Genomic DNA, 17864 nt, shown 5'->3' on the forward strand with positions numbered 1-17864 from the left:
ACCCGGAACCATGGTGCTCGATATGTTGAAAAAAGCCTGGCTGTTGCCGCTCTCCTGGCTGATTGCGATGTCAGCCTCGGCCAGCACTGCTGCCCCTCTCAAAATTGCCAACGTCATCATTCCTGCCAGTTTTGCCAAGGCGCTGGAAGAGGGGCTGGCGGTACCGGTACGCCTGCGATACACGGATGAGGACAACAGGATCGACACCCTGACCGACGACACCATCGGCAATGCCACCCTGCTGCTGCAAGACGGCAAGCTGCACTTGTTGCACCTTGATTTCAGTGCCGGCCAGCAGCAAGGCGTGCTGAACGATGCCCTTACCACTCTGCTCTCCAGCAAGCAAAGACGCACCTTTTCTGCCGATGGCGCCTTGCAGATCGATGCCGATGCCAGCATGCAGCTGGACCTCGTCGCCATGCTGCTCACCATCCGGGTGTCACGGGATGCCTTTGGCCAGGCGAGGCAATCTGACAACCGTGTCGCACTGACCCCGACGGTGGACACCCTGACGGGCGTACAGCGCTACAACCTGGGTTACTCCTTCATCAATACCCCCCAGAGCGGGCACCAGGACTCCAATTTCCTGCAACTGGAGAGTACCGTCGGGCTGGGCGCGCACCATGTCGCCGTGGATGCCTCCCTTTACAACCTGGGTGAGCCGGAGCAGAGCGGCGATATCTACCGCGCCATGTACGAACGGGATCTCGATGATCGCCGCATCGCAGCAGGCATGGTCTCGACATGGGACCTGCAGACACTGGGGGTGGTGACGGGCCTGACCACGGGTCGCCTCTACGGCGCATCCTATGGCAACCAGGCGCAATCTCGAAAACAGACCACCAACGAATCGACCACTCCGGTACAAGTCTTCATGCCCGCCAACGGCGAGGTCAGGGTCTATCGGGATGAACGCCTGATAGGCCTGCAAAACCTGGCGATCGGCAACCAGCACATCGACACCTCCGCGTTCCCCAACGGGGTCTACAACGTCACGGTCGAAGTCTATGTCGACGGCCGCCTGACCAGCACGACCACCCAGCGAGTCACCAAGCTGGGCGGCAATCAGGGCTTTACCCGGGAGTGGGGATGGCAATGGTGGGGAGGCATGATGGAAAACAGCCAGCACAGCGGCGATTCCCCCCTGCTCGGTCTGTCGCTGGCACGCTCGCTGGATACCCTTGATCTGGCGACGACCACCTATGCTTTCAGGGATGCGGCAGTCGGCGAGGCACGCGCAAGCTGGCAGGTCACGGATCGCCTCGGCACCCAGTTGCAAAGCATGCTGTCCACCGATCACTCCTGGCGGCTGGCGTCCAGCCTTTCCTGGCAAGCCCATGACAATGCCTCCCTGTGGGTCAGCCAGGAAAAACTGTATGCAGGCGATGCCCTGGGAGTGAGCGCAACCGAGCTCTACTCTGCCGGCATCACGATCAATCTGGGTGGCTGGGTCAGCGGCATGGGCCAGCTGACCTTCAACACCACGCACGACCGTCAGATGAACAGCGATCGCAGTTATGCGGATTACTACCAGCACCTCTATGCGGGCCGATACGGCAACCTCTCCATGCGCGCCAGTCTACAGAGCGACAGCGGCACACTCAATGGATTCAGCAACAAGAGCATCACCCTGGACTACTCCATCCCGTTCGACAATCTGTTCAGCTTCGGCATGAGCAGCAACGAGCAGGGCCAGACCACGGCCAACCTCAACTATCAGAAGCGCATGGAGGGAGCCATCAATCTGGCCGCGCTGAATGCCTCCCGCATGATGCACGGCAGCGACACACACAATATGGCGCTTTCCGGCACCCTGGGGTTCGAGAACAGGGTCATCGGCGGCACCATGACGCTGGGTCGCGGTCATGGCGGCGACGTGAATGGCAACCTGATTGCACGGGGTGCCCTGATCACCACGGAGAACGACGTGATCGCGTCCAGCCGGAGCACCTCTGGTTCAGGCCTCATCATCAATACCGGCATCCACCGGGAAGGACAGATGCTCGCCAAGGTGAATGGACAGGACTACCCCCTGCAAGGGGAACAGACCTTCCTGGCGCTCTCGCCTTATCAGGAATACGAGGTGGAACTGCTCAACAGCAAGACGGGCAAGGACAGCTATGACATCAACACCGGCAAGCAGCGCTACACCCTGTTCCCCGGCAACGTCGCCACTCTGGATGCCGGCAGCAGCATCAAGGAGATGGTCACCGTGTTTGGCGTACTCAGGGCAGAAGATGGCTCGCTGCTTGCTAACGCCCGCATTGACAACCACATCGGTACCACTGTGACCAACGAGGTCGGCGAGTTCACCCTGGACGTGGACAAGGCCAACCCCATGCTGACTTTCCGCCGGGGAAGCGACTTCTGTGAAGCCGACCTGGATCTTGCACAACACACGGGCGCGGCCTGGGTCGGCATCGTGACCTGCCAGGGACTGCCCACCTACGCCATGGTGAGAGAGTATTGAACATGAACATCACACACAGATTGCTGCTGGTCATTGCACTTGGCGCCGGCTGGGCACAGCAAGGCAGTGCGGCTGTATCCAAAACCGTCTGGCCGAATGCCGCGCTGCGCCATTTTCTGTTAATTGAAAATCAGGAAGACAACAACCTGTTTGTTGCGCCGACTGATGGCCTGGATCCGCGTCTGACCGGCGCAAATGCCTGGACCTCGCTCAAAGGAAATGGTCAGGTGAGCCTGGCGTACGTTGATAACGGATACAACACCGATATCAACAACTGGAACGTCGATATGTGGGAAAACGGCCCTATTCGCCGTCCTTATGTCAACCAACGCTGCATCATGTCTTATACCCGTTGTGACCCCGATACCGCTGAGGCGGTCAACAAGCCGGCCGTCGTTGATGATTTGGGCTTCTTCGGTCTCATTGGGGCATCTGCCGGGTGGGGACATGGCAAATTGAGTGCAAGTTTCTTTGATTATCTTCGAACCATGCCTGTCGGAGCTGTTTTGAACAGGGAGATGAACCTGTGCAGGACCACGCTAAAATATGACGCGGCAGCCGGTGAACGCTGTATCAATCAGAACAGCGGAAACTGGTACGTCAGAAACATGCAGCACAAGAAGGCCGGCCATCTTCGCTTCGTACAAACCAATGCAATAAGTGAAGTCATTGTGGACAGCAATGGTGTTCCTTATGTCTTGCCCGGTTCACAAGGCTGTGAGAATTACAGGCTGGGTACCCGAGATGGGATTTTGTGTCGTTTTCTTGATTACAACTTCAATGAAGATGGCAGTCAGAACTACACCGAGCCCTACATGTATACCAATGTCAAAAACAGCTCGCTGAATAGCGCCATTGGTTCTGCGGATCTGCAAATGAGCGCAGATTTGAAAAATTGGGCAAGCAAAGGCTCTCGCTACAACATCAGCTATTTAAGAGGACAACCATCTGTTTATCTTTTCTTGTCCAGCAATTTCTTCAAACAAATTGTGAGGCTGGGACTGCAAGATCAACTGACTCGCAGTCTGATCAACTTCAATATGAAGAATGGATATGCTCCCGAGAGTGGATACTATGAATTCAGCGGCACAACCGAAATTCATATAAAACCACGGGACTTCAGCGTATCCATCTTGTCTTCGGAGGGCGTCAGCAATCCTTACAGGGAGGGGCAGGTCGGAAAAGACATTCTGAGCTTCTCATACAATATCTCTGATAGCGGCCCCATCAGTGCCGATATGCTGGAAATTTCTATTTCACAGGACAGGGGGTCGCCTTATCGGGGATATTGCACTTTCTATCCGGCAGGCACCTTCGCACCTGAACAGGCCGTCCCCATCCCTACCAGGCTGGTATTCGATTCGGTGGCTCATGGAGCGGGTTCACGGCACGCCATTCGCTGCGATCGCACACCGGTGGATATTCGCACCCTCGGAATACAGGACAATCAACCACCACAGGAGTGGAATGATCCCGTCAACGGCCAGGGCATCACCCGGTTTTACAAGCTGGCGCTGGAATTCGACCTGACCGATCCCATGGTGCAGCGCACCATGGGCGACGAGATGTGGGAAGGCGAGGTGGAACAAAGCGGCACCATCACTATCAAGGGGACCTGGCGCTGACCATGGAGTACAACATGCATCGTCTACTTTGGCCCTTGCTGGGCGGCTTGCTGGCCTCACAGGTCGCCGCCCTCGACATCGGCGCCATCACTCTTGCCATGGCGCCAGAGCAGGAGTTCATTACCAGAACCCTGACCAACAACAGTGCTTCACCCAAGCTGTACGACATACAGATGGAAAAAATCAGCGACCCCACGGCCAGAGGCAGGACACTGCCCACCGTCCCCGGTGAGCTGCTGTTTGCCCCCAGGCGCTTCACCCTGCACGCCAGACATGCCCAGAACGTCAAGTTCTACTACAAGGGGCCCGCCGATGACCATGAGCGTTACTACCGCATCACCTTCACCGAGTCACCGGCAGCCCAGGTGGATGAAGGCAGCCAGACGCAGCACCGGGGAACCGTCGAGGTGAAACTGGCCCTGCAGTCCATCCTGGTGGTGCGCCCGCGTCAGTCACGTTTTGCATACCAGCTGGACCCGGTACAGAGCGCCATCACCAATACCGGCAACACCTATTTCGAGTTCATGGTGAAACAGGGCTGCCAGCAGGCGGACAGCGAGGCGGACAGCAAGTACCTGCTGCCCGGGGAGACCTACCACAATCCCGGGATCAATCAACCGGGCAACCAGAAGCTCATCGTCTACCAGTCCCGCTTCATCCCCGTGGGCAAGGATTGCTGGCCAGACTAGGTGCCCGACACCGGACGGTCAGCAATCCCCAGGGTCAGGAGGAGAGCGTCGCCAGCCTGGCCGCAAACCCCATGAAGAAGAGGCCGATAAGGCCGTTGCCAAGACGGGCCGCCGTCTGGCGCTGACGGAAAAAGCGGGCCATCAGGGTACCGCCGAAGATCAGCAGGGTCAGGTAGACGAAGCTCATCGCTTCCAGCATGCCAGCCAGCACCAGGTAGGAGATCCAGGTGTGGGCATAGCTGAAGTCGATGAACTGCACGAAGAAAGAGACGTAGAACAGGATCGCCTTGGGATTGGTGAGGCTCAGGGTGAGGGCCTTGGTAAAATAGCGCTCACCGGGATCCATCTCGGACGCCGGTCCCGCCTTTTTGGCGATGAAGTTCGCGTGCAGGATCTTCACCCCCAGATAAAGCAGGTAGATCGCGCCCAGATAGCGCACCAGGGTAAACAGCAATGGGGTGGTGCGAATGAGGGACGCGATCCCCAGATAGGCGCAGAAAATGAGGATGGCATCGCCGACGAAGACGCCGAGGGCGGCGCGATAACCCGGGCCTATGCCGCGCACGGCACCGGTTCGCAGCACGTAGAGGGAGTTCGGGCCCGGGGCGATGATGATGAAGAAGAGACCGACCAGATAGGTCCAGACGTTGATGACACCCAGGCTTTCGAACATGTTCCCTCCATGGCGGGTGATGGGCCGGATAACGGCGGCAGGCCTTCTATACTAATCCGCCCTGCGCCAAGCACAAGATCTGACCAGCCATCCACACGCCGTCAGCATGAACGGCCTGCGCGCCACGCGAACGCAATCCGGGCGTTCGCCCACTTTGGTTATGTCCAGATGCGCCGGGATAGGGCATGGTAGAGGGAGTGATACCCCAGCCATGGACAAGACCTTGAGTACCGACACCCCGATCACCGCCCCGCCCGCGGTGGACAACCCGACTACCACCGCTTATCCGGTGATCGCCGCCATCAGCTTCTCGCACCTGTTGAACGACATGATGCAGTCGGTACTGCTGGCCATCTATCCCCTCCTGAAGCTGGGGCTCGATCTGTCGTTCACCCAGATAGGTCTCATCACCCTCACCTACCAGTTCACGGCCTCGCTGCTGCAACCCCTGATCGGCCTCTATACCGACCGCAGACCCATGCCCTACTCCCTGCCTCTGGGCATGGGCTTCACGCTGGTGGGGCTGCTCTACCTGTCGCAGGCAGGCAGCTTTGGCGCCGTGCTGTTGTCGGCCATGCTGATCGGCATGGGCTCCTCCGTCTTCCACCCGGAATCCTCCCGGGTCGCCCGCATGGCGGCCGGCAACCAGCCTGGTCTGGCCCAGTCTCTGTTCCAGATCGGCGGCAATCTGGGATCGGCCATCGGCCCCCTGCTCGCGGCGCTCATCATCGTGCCGAAGGGACAGGGCAGTGCGGCCTGGTTCTCGTTGTTCTCACTCATCGGGGTCATCGTGCTCAGCTTCGTCGGCCGCTGGTCCAGCCACCATGCCGCCAGCTTCCATCGGCGGATGAGGGCCCATGCTGGCACCGGCCTGAGCCGCCGCCAGATTGGCTGGTCACTGGCCATCCTCGGTCTGCTGATGTTCTCCAAGTTCTTCTACATGGCCAGCCTGAGCAGCTATTACACCTTCTACCTGATGGACAAGTTCCACCTGTCGCTGGAGAGCGCCCAGCTCTATTTGTTCGCCTTCCTGTTTGCCGTCGCGGCGGGGACCGTGCTCGGCGGGCCGCTCGGCGATCGCATCGGTCGCAAGCGGGTGATCTGGATCTCCATCCTCGGCGTCGCTCCCTTCACCCTGCTGCTGCCCCACGTCGACCTGTTCTGGACCTCGATGCTGTCGATCGTCATCGGCCTCATCCTGGCGTCGGCCTTCTCCGCCATCCTGGTCTACGCCCAGGATCTGGTACCCGGCAAGGTCGGCACCATTTCCGGCCTCTTCTTCGGCTTCGCCTTCGGTATGGGAGGGATAGGGGCCGCCCTGCTGGGCAAATTGGCCGATGCCACCAGCATCGAAACCGTCTATCAGGTCTGCGCCTATCTACCCCTTATTGGCCTGCTGACCGCCTTCCTGCCCAATATCAGGAGAGGCTAGAGGCCAACCGGCAGCCAGCGACCGACCATAAAAAAACGCGGCCTGAGCAGGCCGCGTCTGGTTCCATCACTCGGGCCGTCTGACACGGCCCGATCCGCTCGGACTCATCCGCCGAGCCTCTTTGTCAGCAATACGGCCTCTCCCCCAGCCCGACAACCGGGCCCACTGGAAGTTGTCACCCGAGAGGCCGCTGACGGGGCCATTCACCGCAGGGCCGCGGCATCCCTCAGCAGTACTGGCCTGCCACCCAGCCCGACGACCATGCCCACTGGAAGTTATAGCCACCGAGCCAGCCGGTCACGTCCACCACTTCGCCGATGAAGTAGAGGCCGGGCACGGTGCGCGCCTCCATGGTCTTGGAGGAGAGCGCGTTGGTATCCACTCCCCCTAAGGTCACTTCGGCGGTGCGATACCCTTCGGTGCCGTTGGGCAGGATCTGCCAATCCCCCAGCAGGGTGGCCACCGCCTCCAGCTCCCGTTCGTTGTACTGGCGCATTGGCTTGCTCACCAGCCATCCCAGCTCCACCTGCTTGTCGACGAAGCGCTTGGGCAGCTCGCGCCCCAGCACGGTTTTCAGCTCCTGGGCAGGATGGGCCTGGGCCCAGGTCTTGAGGGTCTCTGGAATGTCGAGATCCGGCAGCAGGTTGATGTGGATCTTCTCCCCCGCCAGCCAAAAAGAGGAGATCTGCAGGATGGCGGGGCCGGAGAGGCCGCGATGGGTGAACAGCATGGCCTCCTTGAAGCGGGTGCCATCCTCGGCGGTCACCGCCACCGGCAGGCTGACCCCCGCCAGATCGGCGAAGGCCTCCTTGTCGGCCTGATGCAGGGTAAAGGGCACCAGCCCGGCGCGAGTCGGCAACACGGTGAGGCCGAACTGCTCCGCCAGCTTGAAGCCGTAAGGGGTGGCACCGAGTTTCGGCATGGAGAGACCGCCGGTGGCGACCACCAGCGACGAGCAGGCGATCTCCCCCTTGCTGGTGTCGAGCACGAAGCCTTCATCTGTCTTGCTGACGATGAGGATCTCGGTCTGGAACTGCAGGGTCACGCCAGCCCAGTCGCACTCGGTCAGCAGGATGTCGACGATATCCTTGGCGCTGTCGTCGCAGAAGAGCTGGCCCAGCGTCTTCTCGTGGTAGTTCAGGCCGTGCCTGTCCACCAGATCGATGAAATCCTGCTGGGTATAGCGCGCCAGCGCCGATTTGCAGAAGTGGGGGTTGGCCGAAAGGAAGGCATGGGGACCCGCCTGATGATTGGTGAAGTTGCAGCGACCGCCGCCGCTGATGAGGATCTTGCGGCCCGGCTTCTTGGCGTTGTCGAGCACCAGCACGGAGCGACCCCGGTAGCCAGCCTGGGCCGCACACATCAATCCGGCCGCCCCGGCACCGATCACCACCACATCCACCTGTTTCATCGTCACTCACCCATCAAAAGAAAAACGGCCCCTTTACCTTAAAGGACCGTCATTGTACCCGGCAGACACCAGCACAGCGGTACAAGGACACCTGCAAATAGAAAACGGCCCCTTTACAAGGGGCCGTCATTGTACTGACTGAACACTAAGTGTCCACGACTATCAGGCGTTGCCGTCCATGATGCTGGCCGGGGCGCCCTTGGCCAGCTCGGCCAGCTCCTTGTCGATGAAATAGAGGCCCTTGCCATCCTCGCCCACCAGGCTCAGACGGTCGACGATGCTCTTGAACAGCTTCTCCTCTTCGTGCTGCTCGGCCACGTACCACTGCAGGAAGTTGAAGGTGGAGTAATCCTGGGTGGTGAAGGCGACATGGGCCAGACCGTTGATGCACTTGGTGATGTGATATTCGTGCTCCAGGGTGGTGCGGAAGATGTCACCCAGGGACTTGAATTCATGGGGAGGCGCTTCGATGGCCCCCAGCACCGGCATGGCGCCGGTCTCGCTCACGTAGGTGAACAGGCGCTCCATGTGCTGGCGCTCCTCGACCGCATGCTGGCGCAGGAAGGTGGCGGCCCCCTCGAAGCCCTTGTCCTCGCACCAGGCGCTCATCTGCAGGTAGAGGTTGGAGGAATAGAATTCAAGATTAATCTGCTCGTTCAACTTCTCGATCATGGCTTTGGCCAACATGATGATTCTCCACTGTGATTTGCCCACGATTGTCGCCACTGTTGCATCCTGACGCAACCAGAGACAACCGACGCACCCCGCAGTTGCGACGACTTTTCACCTCATCCTCCCCCCCATACGGTTATAGAGAAGCAAAGAAACATGGTGTAGGTGACATCAGCCATTATGATGGCGCCATTGGTCGGGGAAAGGATTCAATGAGATTCATAATGGCACTGGCGCTGCTCTGGATGACCCAGTTGCAGGCAGCTCCCTCCTTGCTGAAAGAGGCTGAATTGCAGGCGGCGCGCGATCCCGTCGGCTATCTGCAGCGCCTCGACGCCAGTCCCCAGCAGGATATGGAACTGTTCTACGCCAGGTCCCTGGCCCAGGCAGCCCTTGGCCGCTATCCCCAGGCACAGCGCGACAATGCCCGCGCCCGCGGTCTGGCCAATGCCCAGCAGGAGACCCTTCGCCTGCTCGACTTCCGGTTGCAGCAGATTGCCCTGACCCTGGATGCCGATACGCCGGATCAGGCGCTCGAGCTGCTCACCCAGCTCTGGCCGGCGGTCCGGCATCACCCCAGGCAGGTCTCGGAGTGGCATGCCCTCAACGGGCTCGCCCTCTACCGTACCCAGCAGATGAAAGAGGCGATCCTCGAGCTCAAGACCGCCTATCACCTCAAGCAGAAAGAGCCGGGTTCCATCCTCTCCACCTTGCAGTGCGGCCGTCTGCTGATGACCCTCGGCAATCTCTATGCGGACCTCAATCTCTACCGTGAGGCCGAGACCTATTATCAGGATGCCCTCGGCCAGATGGTGCAGCTCAACGAACCCAATAGCCAGGCCATCATCCGGGCCAACATGGCCAGGCTCTACATCGACATGGGCCAGCCTGCCAGAGCCAGCCAGTTGCTCGATACCCTGCTGGCCACGCCGAGCCTGTCACCCCACTATCGTGCCATCGTCCTCGGCTACCAGGCCATGGTGTTCAACGCACGGGCGGACTGGCACTCAGCCTGGCGCAGCCTGGAGGAGGCACAAGCCATCTATGACAGGCTGGATAGCCCGCAGGCGGCCTCCCGTCTGACCGAGATCAGGGCAAGAACCCTGCTGGGTCGTGGTGAGAAGCAGCTAGCCCTGCAACTGCTGATGGAGCACACCGCTCCTCTCTCCATGGATGGTCGGGCGATGCAGGCCAGGTTGCTGGCCGATCTGGGCCGCTACCCCGAGGCCTACGGGGCCATGACCCGCTACATGCAGTACTACAAGCAGCACTTCAACCAGACCCTGAGCCAGCACGCGGCCGCCTTCCAGGTCGAGATGGATCTGGCTCGCAGCGAGGCCAGCAATCGCGCGTTGCAGCAGGAGAACGAGAGCAAGCGCCAGCAACTGCTCTACCAGCAGAGTGCCCGCTACTACCAATTGCTGCTGCTGGTGCTGCTGGCCGTCGCTCTGATCCTGCTCGGGCTCACCACCCGCAGGCTCCACCGCAGCTCGCGCCACCTCTACAAGCTCGCCACCTTCGATCAGCTGACCGGGCTGCCCAACCGTCGCGCCCTGCTGGAGAGACTGGGTCAACAGTGGCTGCACGAAACGCCCCTGACCCTGCTCATCATCGACATCGATCACTTCAAGCAGATCAACGACAAGCATGGTCACCAGGCGGGGGATCAGGCTATCCGGCAGTTGGCCAGGGAGCTCAAGAGCTGGGCACCGGACCAGCAATTGATCGGGCGCTGGGGCGGGGAAGAATTTCTGGTGGCCATGACCCAGGACGGGGCCACCTGCTGGCGGCTGGCGGAGCAGCTGAGAAGCCGGATCGCCTACCTGGCCGCCCCCCACATGACCATCAGCATCGGAGTGGCGGAACGCTCGACGCAGGATGACAGCCTGAGCCAGCTCATCCATCGGGCCGACATGGCCATGTATCAGGCGAAACGCCAGGGGCGCAACCAGACCGTACTGGCCCAGTCTCCCAATCTTTCCCCTGAACTGGCCTGCAACGTCGCCTGATGCCCCTCGTGCGGGTGTCAGGGCGTCAGCTCAGTGAGTGACGCCACGTTCACCGGCGCACCGTAATCCACCCCCGGCAGCTCGAAGCCGTTGAGCTGCATGAACTCCTGGCGCAACCCGGCAAAATCCCCCAGGGCGCGGAAGTTCTCCGGCGTCACCTTGGGCCAGAGTGCCGAGACGGCGGCCTGCACCGCTGGCTCAAGCTCGTGGTCATCCATCCGGATCAGCCGGTTGCCATCGGCGACGACCCCTCTGGGCCCGTACATCTTGTCGGCAAACAGCCGCTGCATCTGCTCAATGCAGCCCTCGTGGACACCACGCTCCTTCATCACCCCCATCAACAGGCCCAGATAGACAGGCAGCACCGGAATAAACACGCTCGCCTTGGTCACCAGCGCCTTGCAAACCGACACCCAGGCATGACCGCCAATCCCGGCAAGTTGCAGGTTGATGGTCTCGGCGGTGGCGTGCAGGTGCTCCTTGGCATAGCCGATGGTGCCGTCCCGATAGAGGGGATAGGTGGACTCGGGGCCGATATAGGAGTAGGCAACGGTCCGGGCGCCGGGGGCTAGGCAATCTGCCTGCTGCAATGCCTGCATCCAGCGCTGCCAGTCCTCGCCCCCCATCACGGTGACGGTGTCGCGGATCTCCTCCGGGGTGGCTGGCACCAGCGACTGCTGCACCAGCGCATCGTGCTCCAGATCCAGCCCCCAGCCTTGCAGCGGCTGGCCTGTGGTCTTGAGCACCGAGCGTACCTGTGTGCCATCCGGCATCACCCTGACTCCGCTCGCCAGCGAATAGACCACCAGATCCACCTGCCCGAGCTGCTGGCGGATGACGTCGATGGCCTGCTGGCGCATGGTGTCGGAGAAGGCATCCCCGATCAGGTTGACGGCGATGCGACCGGCTTGCTCCGCCGCCTGACGAAACCAGATGTTGTTGTACCAGCCAGCACTGCCGAGCCCCTTGTCGGAGGGACCCCGCTCGAACGAGACGCCCAGGGTATCGGCCCCGGCGCCGAAGGTGAGCGCGATCCGGGACGCCAGCCCGAAACCGGACGATGCCCCCAGCACCAGCACCCGTTTCGGCCCGTTGAACGGCCCCGCCGCCCGCACCTGTTCGATCTGTTGCAGCACGGCGGCGCGACAACCCATGGGGTGGCAATTGCGGGCAACACAACCCTGGATCTGGGGATGAATGATCATGAAGGACTCTCCGGTGCATCGGTGGGACATGAGAAACGGCCATGACAGCGTCACCCGGTTGCAGGTGAGGGGCCCTGGCCGTTTTGCCAAGGGAACTGGCTACAGCATAACCAAGGGGGGCGGGATTACCTTGATGTCGGACGGGATATGGACTGGAAGAGGGCAGAAAAACAAAAGGGAGCGCGAGGCTCCCCAAAGCGGTATTCAGATGCTTTTTGTTGTTTTGTGTTCATTGCGAAGCACGGGCACATCCTATTCCCCCACCTTCCCGGGGGCAATAGCACGCCTGTGACCGGCGTCAAACTCCTGTTCAAAATATGCACTCCCCGGCCACCTGCACCTCTACGCCTTCCGGTTCGGGGTCAGGCAAATCCTGAAACTGTGGCGACGATGCCGTTTTAGTTTCAGCAGACATTGGTATAGTGGACCCAGGATCAGTGAGGAGAACTCCCATGAATGGAACCTATTACAAACACGTACTGGCCGCGATCGACCTGTCGGAAGACAACCGCAAGGTGATCGAGAAGGCGGTCGACCGGGCCCGCTCCAACGGCGCCAAGCTGTCGGTGATCCATGTGGATGTGGACCTCAAGGATCTCTACACCGAGATGATCGACATCGACATCGACAACGTGCAGGACCAGGTGATCGCCGAAGCGAAGGAGAAGCTGGAAGCCTTCCTCGCCTCGGTGGACTACCCCATCGAAAAGAAATTGGTGATCTGCGGCGATCTGAGCGAGCGGGTCAACCAGGCGGTCAAGGACTACCAGATCGACCTGCTGGTGTGCGGCCATCGCCAGAGCTTCTGGAGCCTGCTCACCTCGAGCGCACGCCAGCTGATGAATACCGTGCCCTGCGACATGCTGGTCGTGCCCTTGCAGAAGTGATCGAACAGGCGTAGTGTGATTTGCCATGAATATGACCTCCTTCAATCACAACTACTGGTGGTGCTGCTTCTAAACAGGCGGCACTGCTTTTCTCTGTAAAATTTCCAAAAGAAAACACCGTGACCGCCGAGAGGCGGTCATTGTTTTCATCCCTTTGTCGCCTCCCGGCTCACCCAACTGGAGAGAGTGACATGCACAACCCCGTGATCCTGACCGGCGACCGCCCCACCGGCAAACTGCACATCGGCCATTACGTCGGCTCCCTGCGCCAGCGCGTGGCCGCCCAGCACCATTACCGCCAGTTCGTCATGATCGCCGATCTGCAGGCGCTGACCGACAACGGCCACAACCCGGCCAAGGTGACCGATCACGTGCTGGAGGTGATGGCCGACTACCTGGCCGCTGGCCTCGACCCGGCCAAGACCACCTTCTGCCTGCAGAGCGCCCTGCCCGCCCTCGCCGAACTCACGACCTACTACCTCAACCTGGTCAGCGTCGCCCGGCTGGAGCGCAACCCCACGGTGAAGGCCGAGATCCAGCAAAAAGGGTTCGAGCGCAGCCTGCCCGCCGGCTTCCTCGTCTATCCGGTCAGCCAGGCCGCCGACATCACCGCCTTTCGTGCCACTCACGTACCGGTGGGCGAGGATCAGCTGCCCATGCTGGAGCAGACCAACGAGATAGTGCGCCGCTTCAACACCCTGGTTGGCAAAGAGGTGCTGACCGAGTGCCAGCCCATCCTGAGCGACACCGGCCGCCTGCCCGGCATCGACGGCAAGGCCAAGATGTCCAAGTCCCTTGGCAACACCATCGAACTCGGCATGTCGAGCGACGAGATCAAGCAGGCGGTGTTCGCCATGTATACCGACCCCAATCACCTCAAGGTGAGCGATCCGGGTCAGGTGGAGGGCAATACGGTGTTCGCCTATCTGGATGCCTTCCACCCCGACAAGGCACTGGTGGCCGAGATGAAGGCCCACTACCAGCGCGGTGGTCTGGGGGACATGCGCTGCAAGCAGGTACTCAACGACTGCCTGCAGACCCTGCTCGCTCCGATGCGGGAGCGTCGCGAGGCAGCCATCGCCGACAAGCGCCAGCTGCTGCGCCTGTTGCAGCAGGGCACCGAGCAGGCCCGGGCCCTCACCGACGAGGTGCTGGCCGAGGTGAAGGGTGCGATGGGGCTGGACTACTTCTCCGGATTGGCGTGATCTGCTCCCTGCGGCGCGGGATGGCCGAGCGCATCCGCGCCGTAGCGCTCCCTCGCCAGTCGGTGCAACAACCCCTTGAACCAACCGATCGCCTCGTCATGGGCACTGAGCGGGTGGCCCGCCATCAGGTAGACGATGGGGATGGCGGGTTCCAGCTGGTGCAGGCGCAACGGATAGTGGCGACAGAAGTGGCGCCCGATCATCTCGGGCACCACCACCAGGTAGCGGCCGGTCGCCATCAGCGGCGGTACCGCCATAAAGCTCGGCAGCCTGACACCCAGCTCCCGCTCCACCCCGAAACGGGCCAGCCAGAGATCCACCATGGCCTGGCTGTGGCCCCAGCTGGAGGTGTGGATATGGGGGCGGCTGACCAGTTCTCCCGGCCCCAGCATGTCGGGCAGGGCGCTGCCGAGGGGCGACAAACAGACCAGCGGATTGCTGAACCACTCCTCGCGCCACAACCGGGGCGAGAGGTGGTTGGCACCGGCAAACCCGATCACCAGATCCAGTTCCCCCTTCTCCAACTCCCGCTCGTAGTCGCTGTCCGCCAGCTCGCACACTTCCAGTCGGCAGTGGGGAGCCTGCTGCACCATCCACTCCACCAGCACCGGCACCAGGCCGTGCTCCACCGAGCCCGGGGTGGCGATGCGAAAGATCCGCCGGGCACTTGCCGGGTCGAATCCCTTGGCCTGACGCAGCCCCTGCTCCAGCATGGCCAGCGCCTGGCGCACCGGGCTCGCCAGCGCCTTGGCCCGTTCGGTCGGCATCATCTCGCGCCGGCTCATCACGAACAGCGGGTCATCCAGCGCCTGGCGCAAGCGCCCCAGCGCATGGCTGACGGTGGACTGAGAGAGGTGCAGCCGTTCGGCGGCACGGGTGACGTTGCGCTCCTGCATCAGCATGTCGAACACGGTGAGCAGGTTGAGGTCGAGGCGGGAGAGGGGCAGTTCCATCGATATTGGCCATAGTTGAATGACGACAATTCATTTTTGGCATAGTAGCAGATTGCATAGAATGCGCAGGCGAATTACATCGGAGATTCAAATGCGTAGCTATCTGTTGTTGCTGGCGATCGGCCTGTTGTGGGGCTCCCAGTTCATTTTCATGCACCAGGCCGTGGCTGAACTGCCCCCCATCATGGTGGCCGCCGGACGCGCCCTGTGCGGCAGCCTGACCCTGGGTCTGCTCTGCCTGTTCATGCGCCTCAAGAGTGAACACACGCCCTGGCGAACCTATATGCTGATCGCCCTGCTCGACGCCACCATCCCCTTCATCATGGTGGCCTGGGGACAACAGTACGTGGACAGCGCCATCGCGGCCGTGGTCATGGGTTGTATCCCCTTTGTGACCATTCTGGCGGCTCCCTTGTTTATTTCTGGTGAAAGAATCACCAAGGGCGGCCTCGTCTCCGTGATCATCGGCTTCATCGGCGTACTGGTACTGTTCTGGCCCAAGCTGACCAGCGGCATGAATGCCGGCCTGCTCGGTGCCATGGCCATCCTGTTTGGTGCCAGCTGCTTCGCCATCGGCCTGCTGATGATCAAGCGCTTCGCCAAGGACCATCCTGTGGTCGTGGCCCGCAACATCCTGATTTCCTCAGCTATCCAGCTGCTGCTGGCCGCGCCCTTCGTGGCCGACCTGAGCACCCTCACCCTGCCGAGCCAGCAGGCCATGGGCGCCGTCGCCATGCTGGGGATCTTCTGTACCGGCCTGGTCTACTTCCTCTACATGGCGCTGATCCAGAAGGCGGGCCCGACCTTCGCCTCCTTCAGCAACTACCTGGTGCCGCTGTTCGGCGTCATGCTGGGAGCCCTGTTCCTCGGCGAGCAGATCCAGTCCACCACGGGCGTGGCGCTGGCCCTGATCCTGGGTTCGGTCGCCCTCAACCAGTGGGCACAGCAGCGCCGCCAACAGCGGGAGGCTGCCCTATGTCAGGCATCCTGACCACCCTCTGCGGCGGTCTGGTACTGATAGCCGGCTGGCAGTATCGCCACCGGCTGGCCGGGGTGCTGGGTCTGCTGATGGTGCTGCTGCCCTGGTTCTTCGACAGCAAGCTGCAAGCCATGCTGAACTATGCACTGAATGCCTGAAGACCCTCTCTGCGTGTGTGACGAGAGTGTATCTCTCCTGTTTTTGGGACCGTTTTAACAAAACCTCCGATTTGTCCCCTCTACCGGCGCCCTGCGCCGGTTTTTTTATCTCTGCGCCTCTGGTCCGTAGCGATAACTCAACCGCTCGTTCTTGCGCGGCCCCGTTATCTGCCAGGCGAGCAGGAAACCCTCACCGGTTTCGGTCAGCTCGGCGCTGTAGTGATCCTGCCCGCACAGGTGAGGCTCGGCCGTGACCCAGTGCCCGTCCCCCCGGGGCAACAGCTCGAACAACATCACCGGCTGCTCGTAGCGCAGGTGGGAGAGCATGATCCCTCGTGCGGTGCGCTGCCACCAGAAGCGGTTGTGCATGGTCAGCTCCCGGCCATGGGGCGTGGTGTAGCGACCCGTCTCGGCATACAGCCACCCCCCATGGTGATCGGTCACCACCACGGCACCCTCCCCGCGACCGCACCAGTCGGTGGCGGATCCGACCCCGTTGCTCGCCTCGAAGGCAAATGCTCCGATCTGTGACAACCCTTCCCATAAACGCTGGATCGCGCCTTCCAACTCGGCCATCATAGCGCCCTCCAAATTGACAACTGACGACAATTCAATCACATGAACTACTTGATAGGGGTTACCCTGCTCTGGTCCTTCTCCTTCAGCCTGATCGGGGTCTACCTTGCCGGTCAGGTGGATGCCTACTTCTCGGTACTGACCCGCATCGTGCTCGCCAGCCTGGTGTTTCTGCCCTTCCTGCGCCGTCGCTGGCTGCGCCCCGGTCTGGTGGCCAAGCTGATGGCCCTCGGTGCCATCCAGCTCGGCATCATGTATCTCTTCTACTACCACTCCTTCCTGCTCTTGACGGTACCGGAAGTGCTGGTGTTCACCATCTTCACCCCCATCTATGTCACCCTGATCCACGACCTGCTGGAAGGGCGCTTCAAGCCTGTCTATCTGTGGGGGGCCCTGCTGGCGGTGCTGGGGGCGGCCGTCATCCGTTTCGACGGCCTGACCGAAAACTATGTACTGGGATTCCTGGTGGTGCAGGGCGCCAACGTCTGCTTCGCCCTGGGCCAGGTAGGCTACAAGGTGCTGCTGGCCCGGGAGGCTGAGCAGCCGCCCCAGCTGGCGGTGTTCGGCTGCTTCTATCTGGGCGCCCTGGTGATCGCCCTGCCCGCCTGGTGGCTGCTGGGCAAACCTCAATATCCCGCCAGCTCCCTGCAATGGGGCATCCTCTTCTGGCTGGGGGTCGGGGCATCCGGGCTCGGCTACTTCCTGTGGAACAAGGGGGCGACCCTGGTCAGCAGCGGCGTGCTGGCCATCATGAACAACGCCTTGATCCCCGCGGGTCTGCTGGTCAATCTGGTGCTCTGGGGAAAGGATACCGACCTGCTCAGGCTCGGTCTGGGCGCCCTGCTGATGCTGGCTTCTCTCTGGGTCTGCCAGCGTCAGCAGGTCAGTGAGCGCTGACTGAAAACCATTGACGCTGATGG

Annotated in this window: 16 protein-coding genes; 10 read left to right on the forward strand and 6 right to left on the reverse strand. The window is 61.3% G+C overall.

Annotated features, from left to right (window positions below; genetic code table 11):
* Positions 1–22: 22 nt before the first annotated feature.
* The 3 genes from AB5Y93_RS00360 to AB5Y93_RS00370 are packed head-to-tail and all read left to right on the forward strand — an operon-like array spanning position 23 to position 4784.
* Complete coding sequence (locus tag AB5Y93_RS00360; protein WP_368228618.1) at positions 23–2470, forward strand: TcfC E-set like domain-containing protein; 2448 nt, start codon at positions 23–25, stop codon at positions 2468–2470.
* A gap of 2 nt (positions 2471–2472) precedes the next feature.
* Positions 2473–4095 carry a hypothetical protein gene (locus tag AB5Y93_RS00365; RefSeq protein ID WP_045522681.1) on the forward strand — a complete coding sequence of 541 codons (1623 nt, stop codon included), beginning with the start codon at positions 2473–2475 and terminating at the stop codon, positions 4093–4095.
* A 14-nt stretch (positions 4096–4109) separates the two neighbouring features.
* Entirely contained in the window at positions 4110–4784 is a 675-nt protein-coding gene (locus AB5Y93_RS00370) for a fimbria/pilus periplasmic chaperone (protein WP_368228619.1), read from the forward strand.
* A 34-nt stretch (positions 4785–4818) separates the two neighbouring features.
* Here the strand turns inward: AB5Y93_RS00370 and leuE are convergent, their stop codons facing one another.
* Entirely contained in the window at positions 4819–5457 is a 639-nt protein-coding gene (leuE, locus tag AB5Y93_RS00375; RefSeq protein WP_010672336.1) for a leucine efflux protein LeuE, read from the reverse strand.
* 211 nt (positions 5458–5668) lie between these two features.
* Between leuE and AB5Y93_RS00380 the strand changes: the two genes are divergently transcribed.
* A complete protein-coding gene (locus AB5Y93_RS00380; RefSeq protein ID WP_368228620.1) occupies positions 5669–6889 on the forward strand; it encodes an MFS transporter in 1221 nt (406 codons plus the stop codon).
* 226 nt (positions 6890–7115) lie between these two features.
* On the opposite strand, the gene AB5Y93_RS00385 is transcribed toward AB5Y93_RS00380, so the two are convergent.
* Both AB5Y93_RS00385 and ftnA read right to left on the reverse strand, forming a co-directional pair.
* Positions 7116–8300, reverse strand: coding sequence for an NAD(P)/FAD-dependent oxidoreductase (locus tag AB5Y93_RS00385; RefSeq protein ID WP_368228621.1), 1185 nt, complete (start codon positions 8298–8300; stop codon positions 7116–7118).
* Positions 8301–8462: 162 nt separating this feature from the next.
* On the reverse strand, positions 8463–8987 hold the full coding sequence (ftnA, locus tag AB5Y93_RS00390) for a non-heme ferritin (protein ID WP_010672333.1): 525 nt from the start codon (positions 8985–8987) through the stop codon (positions 8463–8465).
* Between the two features lie 209 nt (positions 8988–9196).
* On the opposite strand from ftnA, the gene AB5Y93_RS00395 reads away from it, so the two are divergent.
* Entirely contained in the window at positions 9197–10981 is a 1785-nt protein-coding gene (locus tag AB5Y93_RS00395) for a GGDEF domain-containing protein (RefSeq protein ID WP_103243938.1), read from the forward strand.
* A gap of 17 nt (positions 10982–10998) precedes the next feature.
* Here AB5Y93_RS00395 and fabV read toward each other — a convergent pair whose 3' ends face one another.
* A complete protein-coding gene (gene fabV, locus AB5Y93_RS00400; protein WP_160837954.1) occupies positions 10999–12186 on the reverse strand; it encodes an enoyl-ACP reductase FabV in 1188 nt (395 codons plus the stop codon).
* Between the two features lie 452 nt (positions 12187–12638).
* Here fabV and AB5Y93_RS00405 point away from each other — a divergent pair, with 452 nt between their 5' ends.
* Positions 12639–13073: a universal stress protein gene (locus tag AB5Y93_RS00405; protein WP_010672329.1), complete on the forward strand. Its 435-nt coding sequence runs from the start codon at positions 12639–12641 to the stop codon at positions 13071–13073.
* A gap of 191 nt (positions 13074–13264) precedes the next feature.
* The gene (gene trpS / locus AB5Y93_RS00410) at positions 13265–14278 is read left to right on the forward strand and encodes a tryptophan--tRNA ligase (protein WP_104455000.1); all 1014 of its coding nucleotides are present in this window, start codon (positions 13265–13267) and stop codon (positions 14276–14278) included.
* Here trpS and AB5Y93_RS00415 read toward each other — a convergent pair.
* Positions 14257–15231: a LysR family transcriptional regulator gene (locus tag AB5Y93_RS00415; RefSeq protein WP_041212089.1), complete on the reverse strand. Its 975-nt coding sequence runs from the start codon at positions 15229–15231 to the stop codon at positions 14257–14259. The genes trpS and AB5Y93_RS00415 overlap by 22 nt on opposite strands.
* Before the next feature lie 91 nt (positions 15232–15322).
* Between AB5Y93_RS00415 and AB5Y93_RS00420 the strand changes: the two genes are divergently transcribed.
* Both AB5Y93_RS00420 and AB5Y93_RS00425 read left to right on the forward strand, forming a co-directional pair.
* Positions 15323–16222: a DMT family transporter gene (locus AB5Y93_RS00420; RefSeq protein ID WP_045522666.1), complete on the forward strand. Its 900-nt coding sequence runs from the start codon at positions 15323–15325 to the stop codon at positions 16220–16222.
* Positions 16207–16368, forward strand: coding sequence for a hypothetical protein (locus AB5Y93_RS00425; RefSeq protein WP_010672325.1), 162 nt, complete (start codon positions 16207–16209; stop codon positions 16366–16368). The genes AB5Y93_RS00420 and AB5Y93_RS00425 overlap by 16 nt, the downstream gene beginning before the upstream one ends.
* A 105-nt stretch (positions 16369–16473) precedes the next feature.
* Here the strand turns inward: AB5Y93_RS00425 and AB5Y93_RS00430 are convergent, their stop codons facing one another.
* Positions 16474–16944 (reverse strand): DUF6314 family protein, encoded by a 471-nt coding sequence (locus AB5Y93_RS00430; RefSeq protein WP_039040696.1) that lies wholly within the window; start codon positions 16942–16944, stop codon positions 16474–16476.
* A gap of 42 nt (positions 16945–16986) precedes the next feature.
* Here AB5Y93_RS00430 and AB5Y93_RS00435 point away from each other — a divergent pair, with 42 nt between their 5' ends.
* A complete protein-coding gene (locus AB5Y93_RS00435) occupies positions 16987–17841 on the forward strand; it encodes a carboxylate/amino acid/amine transporter (RefSeq protein ID WP_368228622.1) in 855 nt (284 codons plus the stop codon).
* Positions 17842–17864 lie beyond the last annotated feature (23 nt).

The sequence above is a fragment of the Aeromonas sp. R10-1 genome, from assembly GCF_040908465.1.
GTDB lineage: Bacteria > Pseudomonadota > Gammaproteobacteria > Enterobacterales > Aeromonadaceae > Aeromonas > Aeromonas caviae.

What these genes read in the sequence shown, in the direction of transcription:
- AB5Y93_RS00360 (WP_368228618.1), top strand. Translation starts at nt 23, where the DNA reads ATGTTGAAAAAAGCCTGGCTGTTGCCGCTCTCCTGGCTGATTGCGATG.
- AB5Y93_RS00365 (WP_045522681.1), top strand. Translation starts at nt 2,473, where the DNA reads ATGAACATCACACACAGATTGCTGCTGGTCATTGCACTTGGCGCCGGC.
- AB5Y93_RS00370 (WP_368228619.1), top strand. Translation starts at nt 4,110, where the DNA reads ATGCATCGTCTACTTTGGCCCTTGCTGGGCGGCTTGCTGGCCTCACAG.
- leuE (WP_010672336.1), bottom strand. Translation starts at nt 5,457, where the DNA reads ATGTTCGAAAGCCTGGGTGTCATCAACGTCTGGACCTATCTGGTCGGT.
- AB5Y93_RS00380 (WP_368228620.1), top strand. Translation starts at nt 5,669, where the DNA reads ATGGACAAGACCTTGAGTACCGACACCCCGATCACCGCCCCGCCCGCG.
- AB5Y93_RS00385 (WP_368228621.1), bottom strand. Translation starts at nt 8,300, where the DNA reads ATGAAACAGGTGGATGTGGTGGTGATCGGTGCCGGGGCGGCCGGATTG.
- ftnA (WP_010672333.1), bottom strand. Translation starts at nt 8,987, where the DNA reads ATGTTGGCCAAAGCCATGATCGAGAAGTTGAACGAGCAGATTAATCTT.
- AB5Y93_RS00395 (WP_103243938.1), top strand. Translation starts at nt 9,197, where the DNA reads ATGGCACTGGCGCTGCTCTGGATGACCCAGTTGCAGGCAGCTCCCTCC.
- fabV (WP_160837954.1), bottom strand. Translation starts at nt 12,186, where the DNA reads ATGATCATTCATCCCCAGATCCAGGGTTGTGTTGCCCGCAATTGCCAC.
- AB5Y93_RS00405 (WP_010672329.1), top strand. Translation starts at nt 12,639, where the DNA reads ATGAATGGAACCTATTACAAACACGTACTGGCCGCGATCGACCTGTCG.
- trpS (WP_104455000.1), top strand. Translation starts at nt 13,265, where the DNA reads ATGCACAACCCCGTGATCCTGACCGGCGACCGCCCCACCGGCAAACTG.
- AB5Y93_RS00415 (WP_041212089.1), bottom strand. Translation starts at nt 15,231, where the DNA reads ATGGAACTGCCCCTCTCCCGCCTCGACCTCAACCTGCTCACCGTGTTC.
- AB5Y93_RS00420 (WP_045522666.1), top strand. Translation starts at nt 15,323, where the DNA reads ATGCGTAGCTATCTGTTGTTGCTGGCGATCGGCCTGTTGTGGGGCTCC.
- AB5Y93_RS00425 (WP_010672325.1), top strand. Translation starts at nt 16,207, where the DNA reads ATGTCAGGCATCCTGACCACCCTCTGCGGCGGTCTGGTACTGATAGCC.
- AB5Y93_RS00430 (WP_039040696.1), bottom strand. Translation starts at nt 16,944, where the DNA reads ATGGCCGAGTTGGAAGGCGCGATCCAGCGTTTATGGGAAGGGTTGTCA.
- AB5Y93_RS00435 (WP_368228622.1), top strand. Translation starts at nt 16,987, where the DNA reads ATGAACTACTTGATAGGGGTTACCCTGCTCTGGTCCTTCTCCTTCAGC.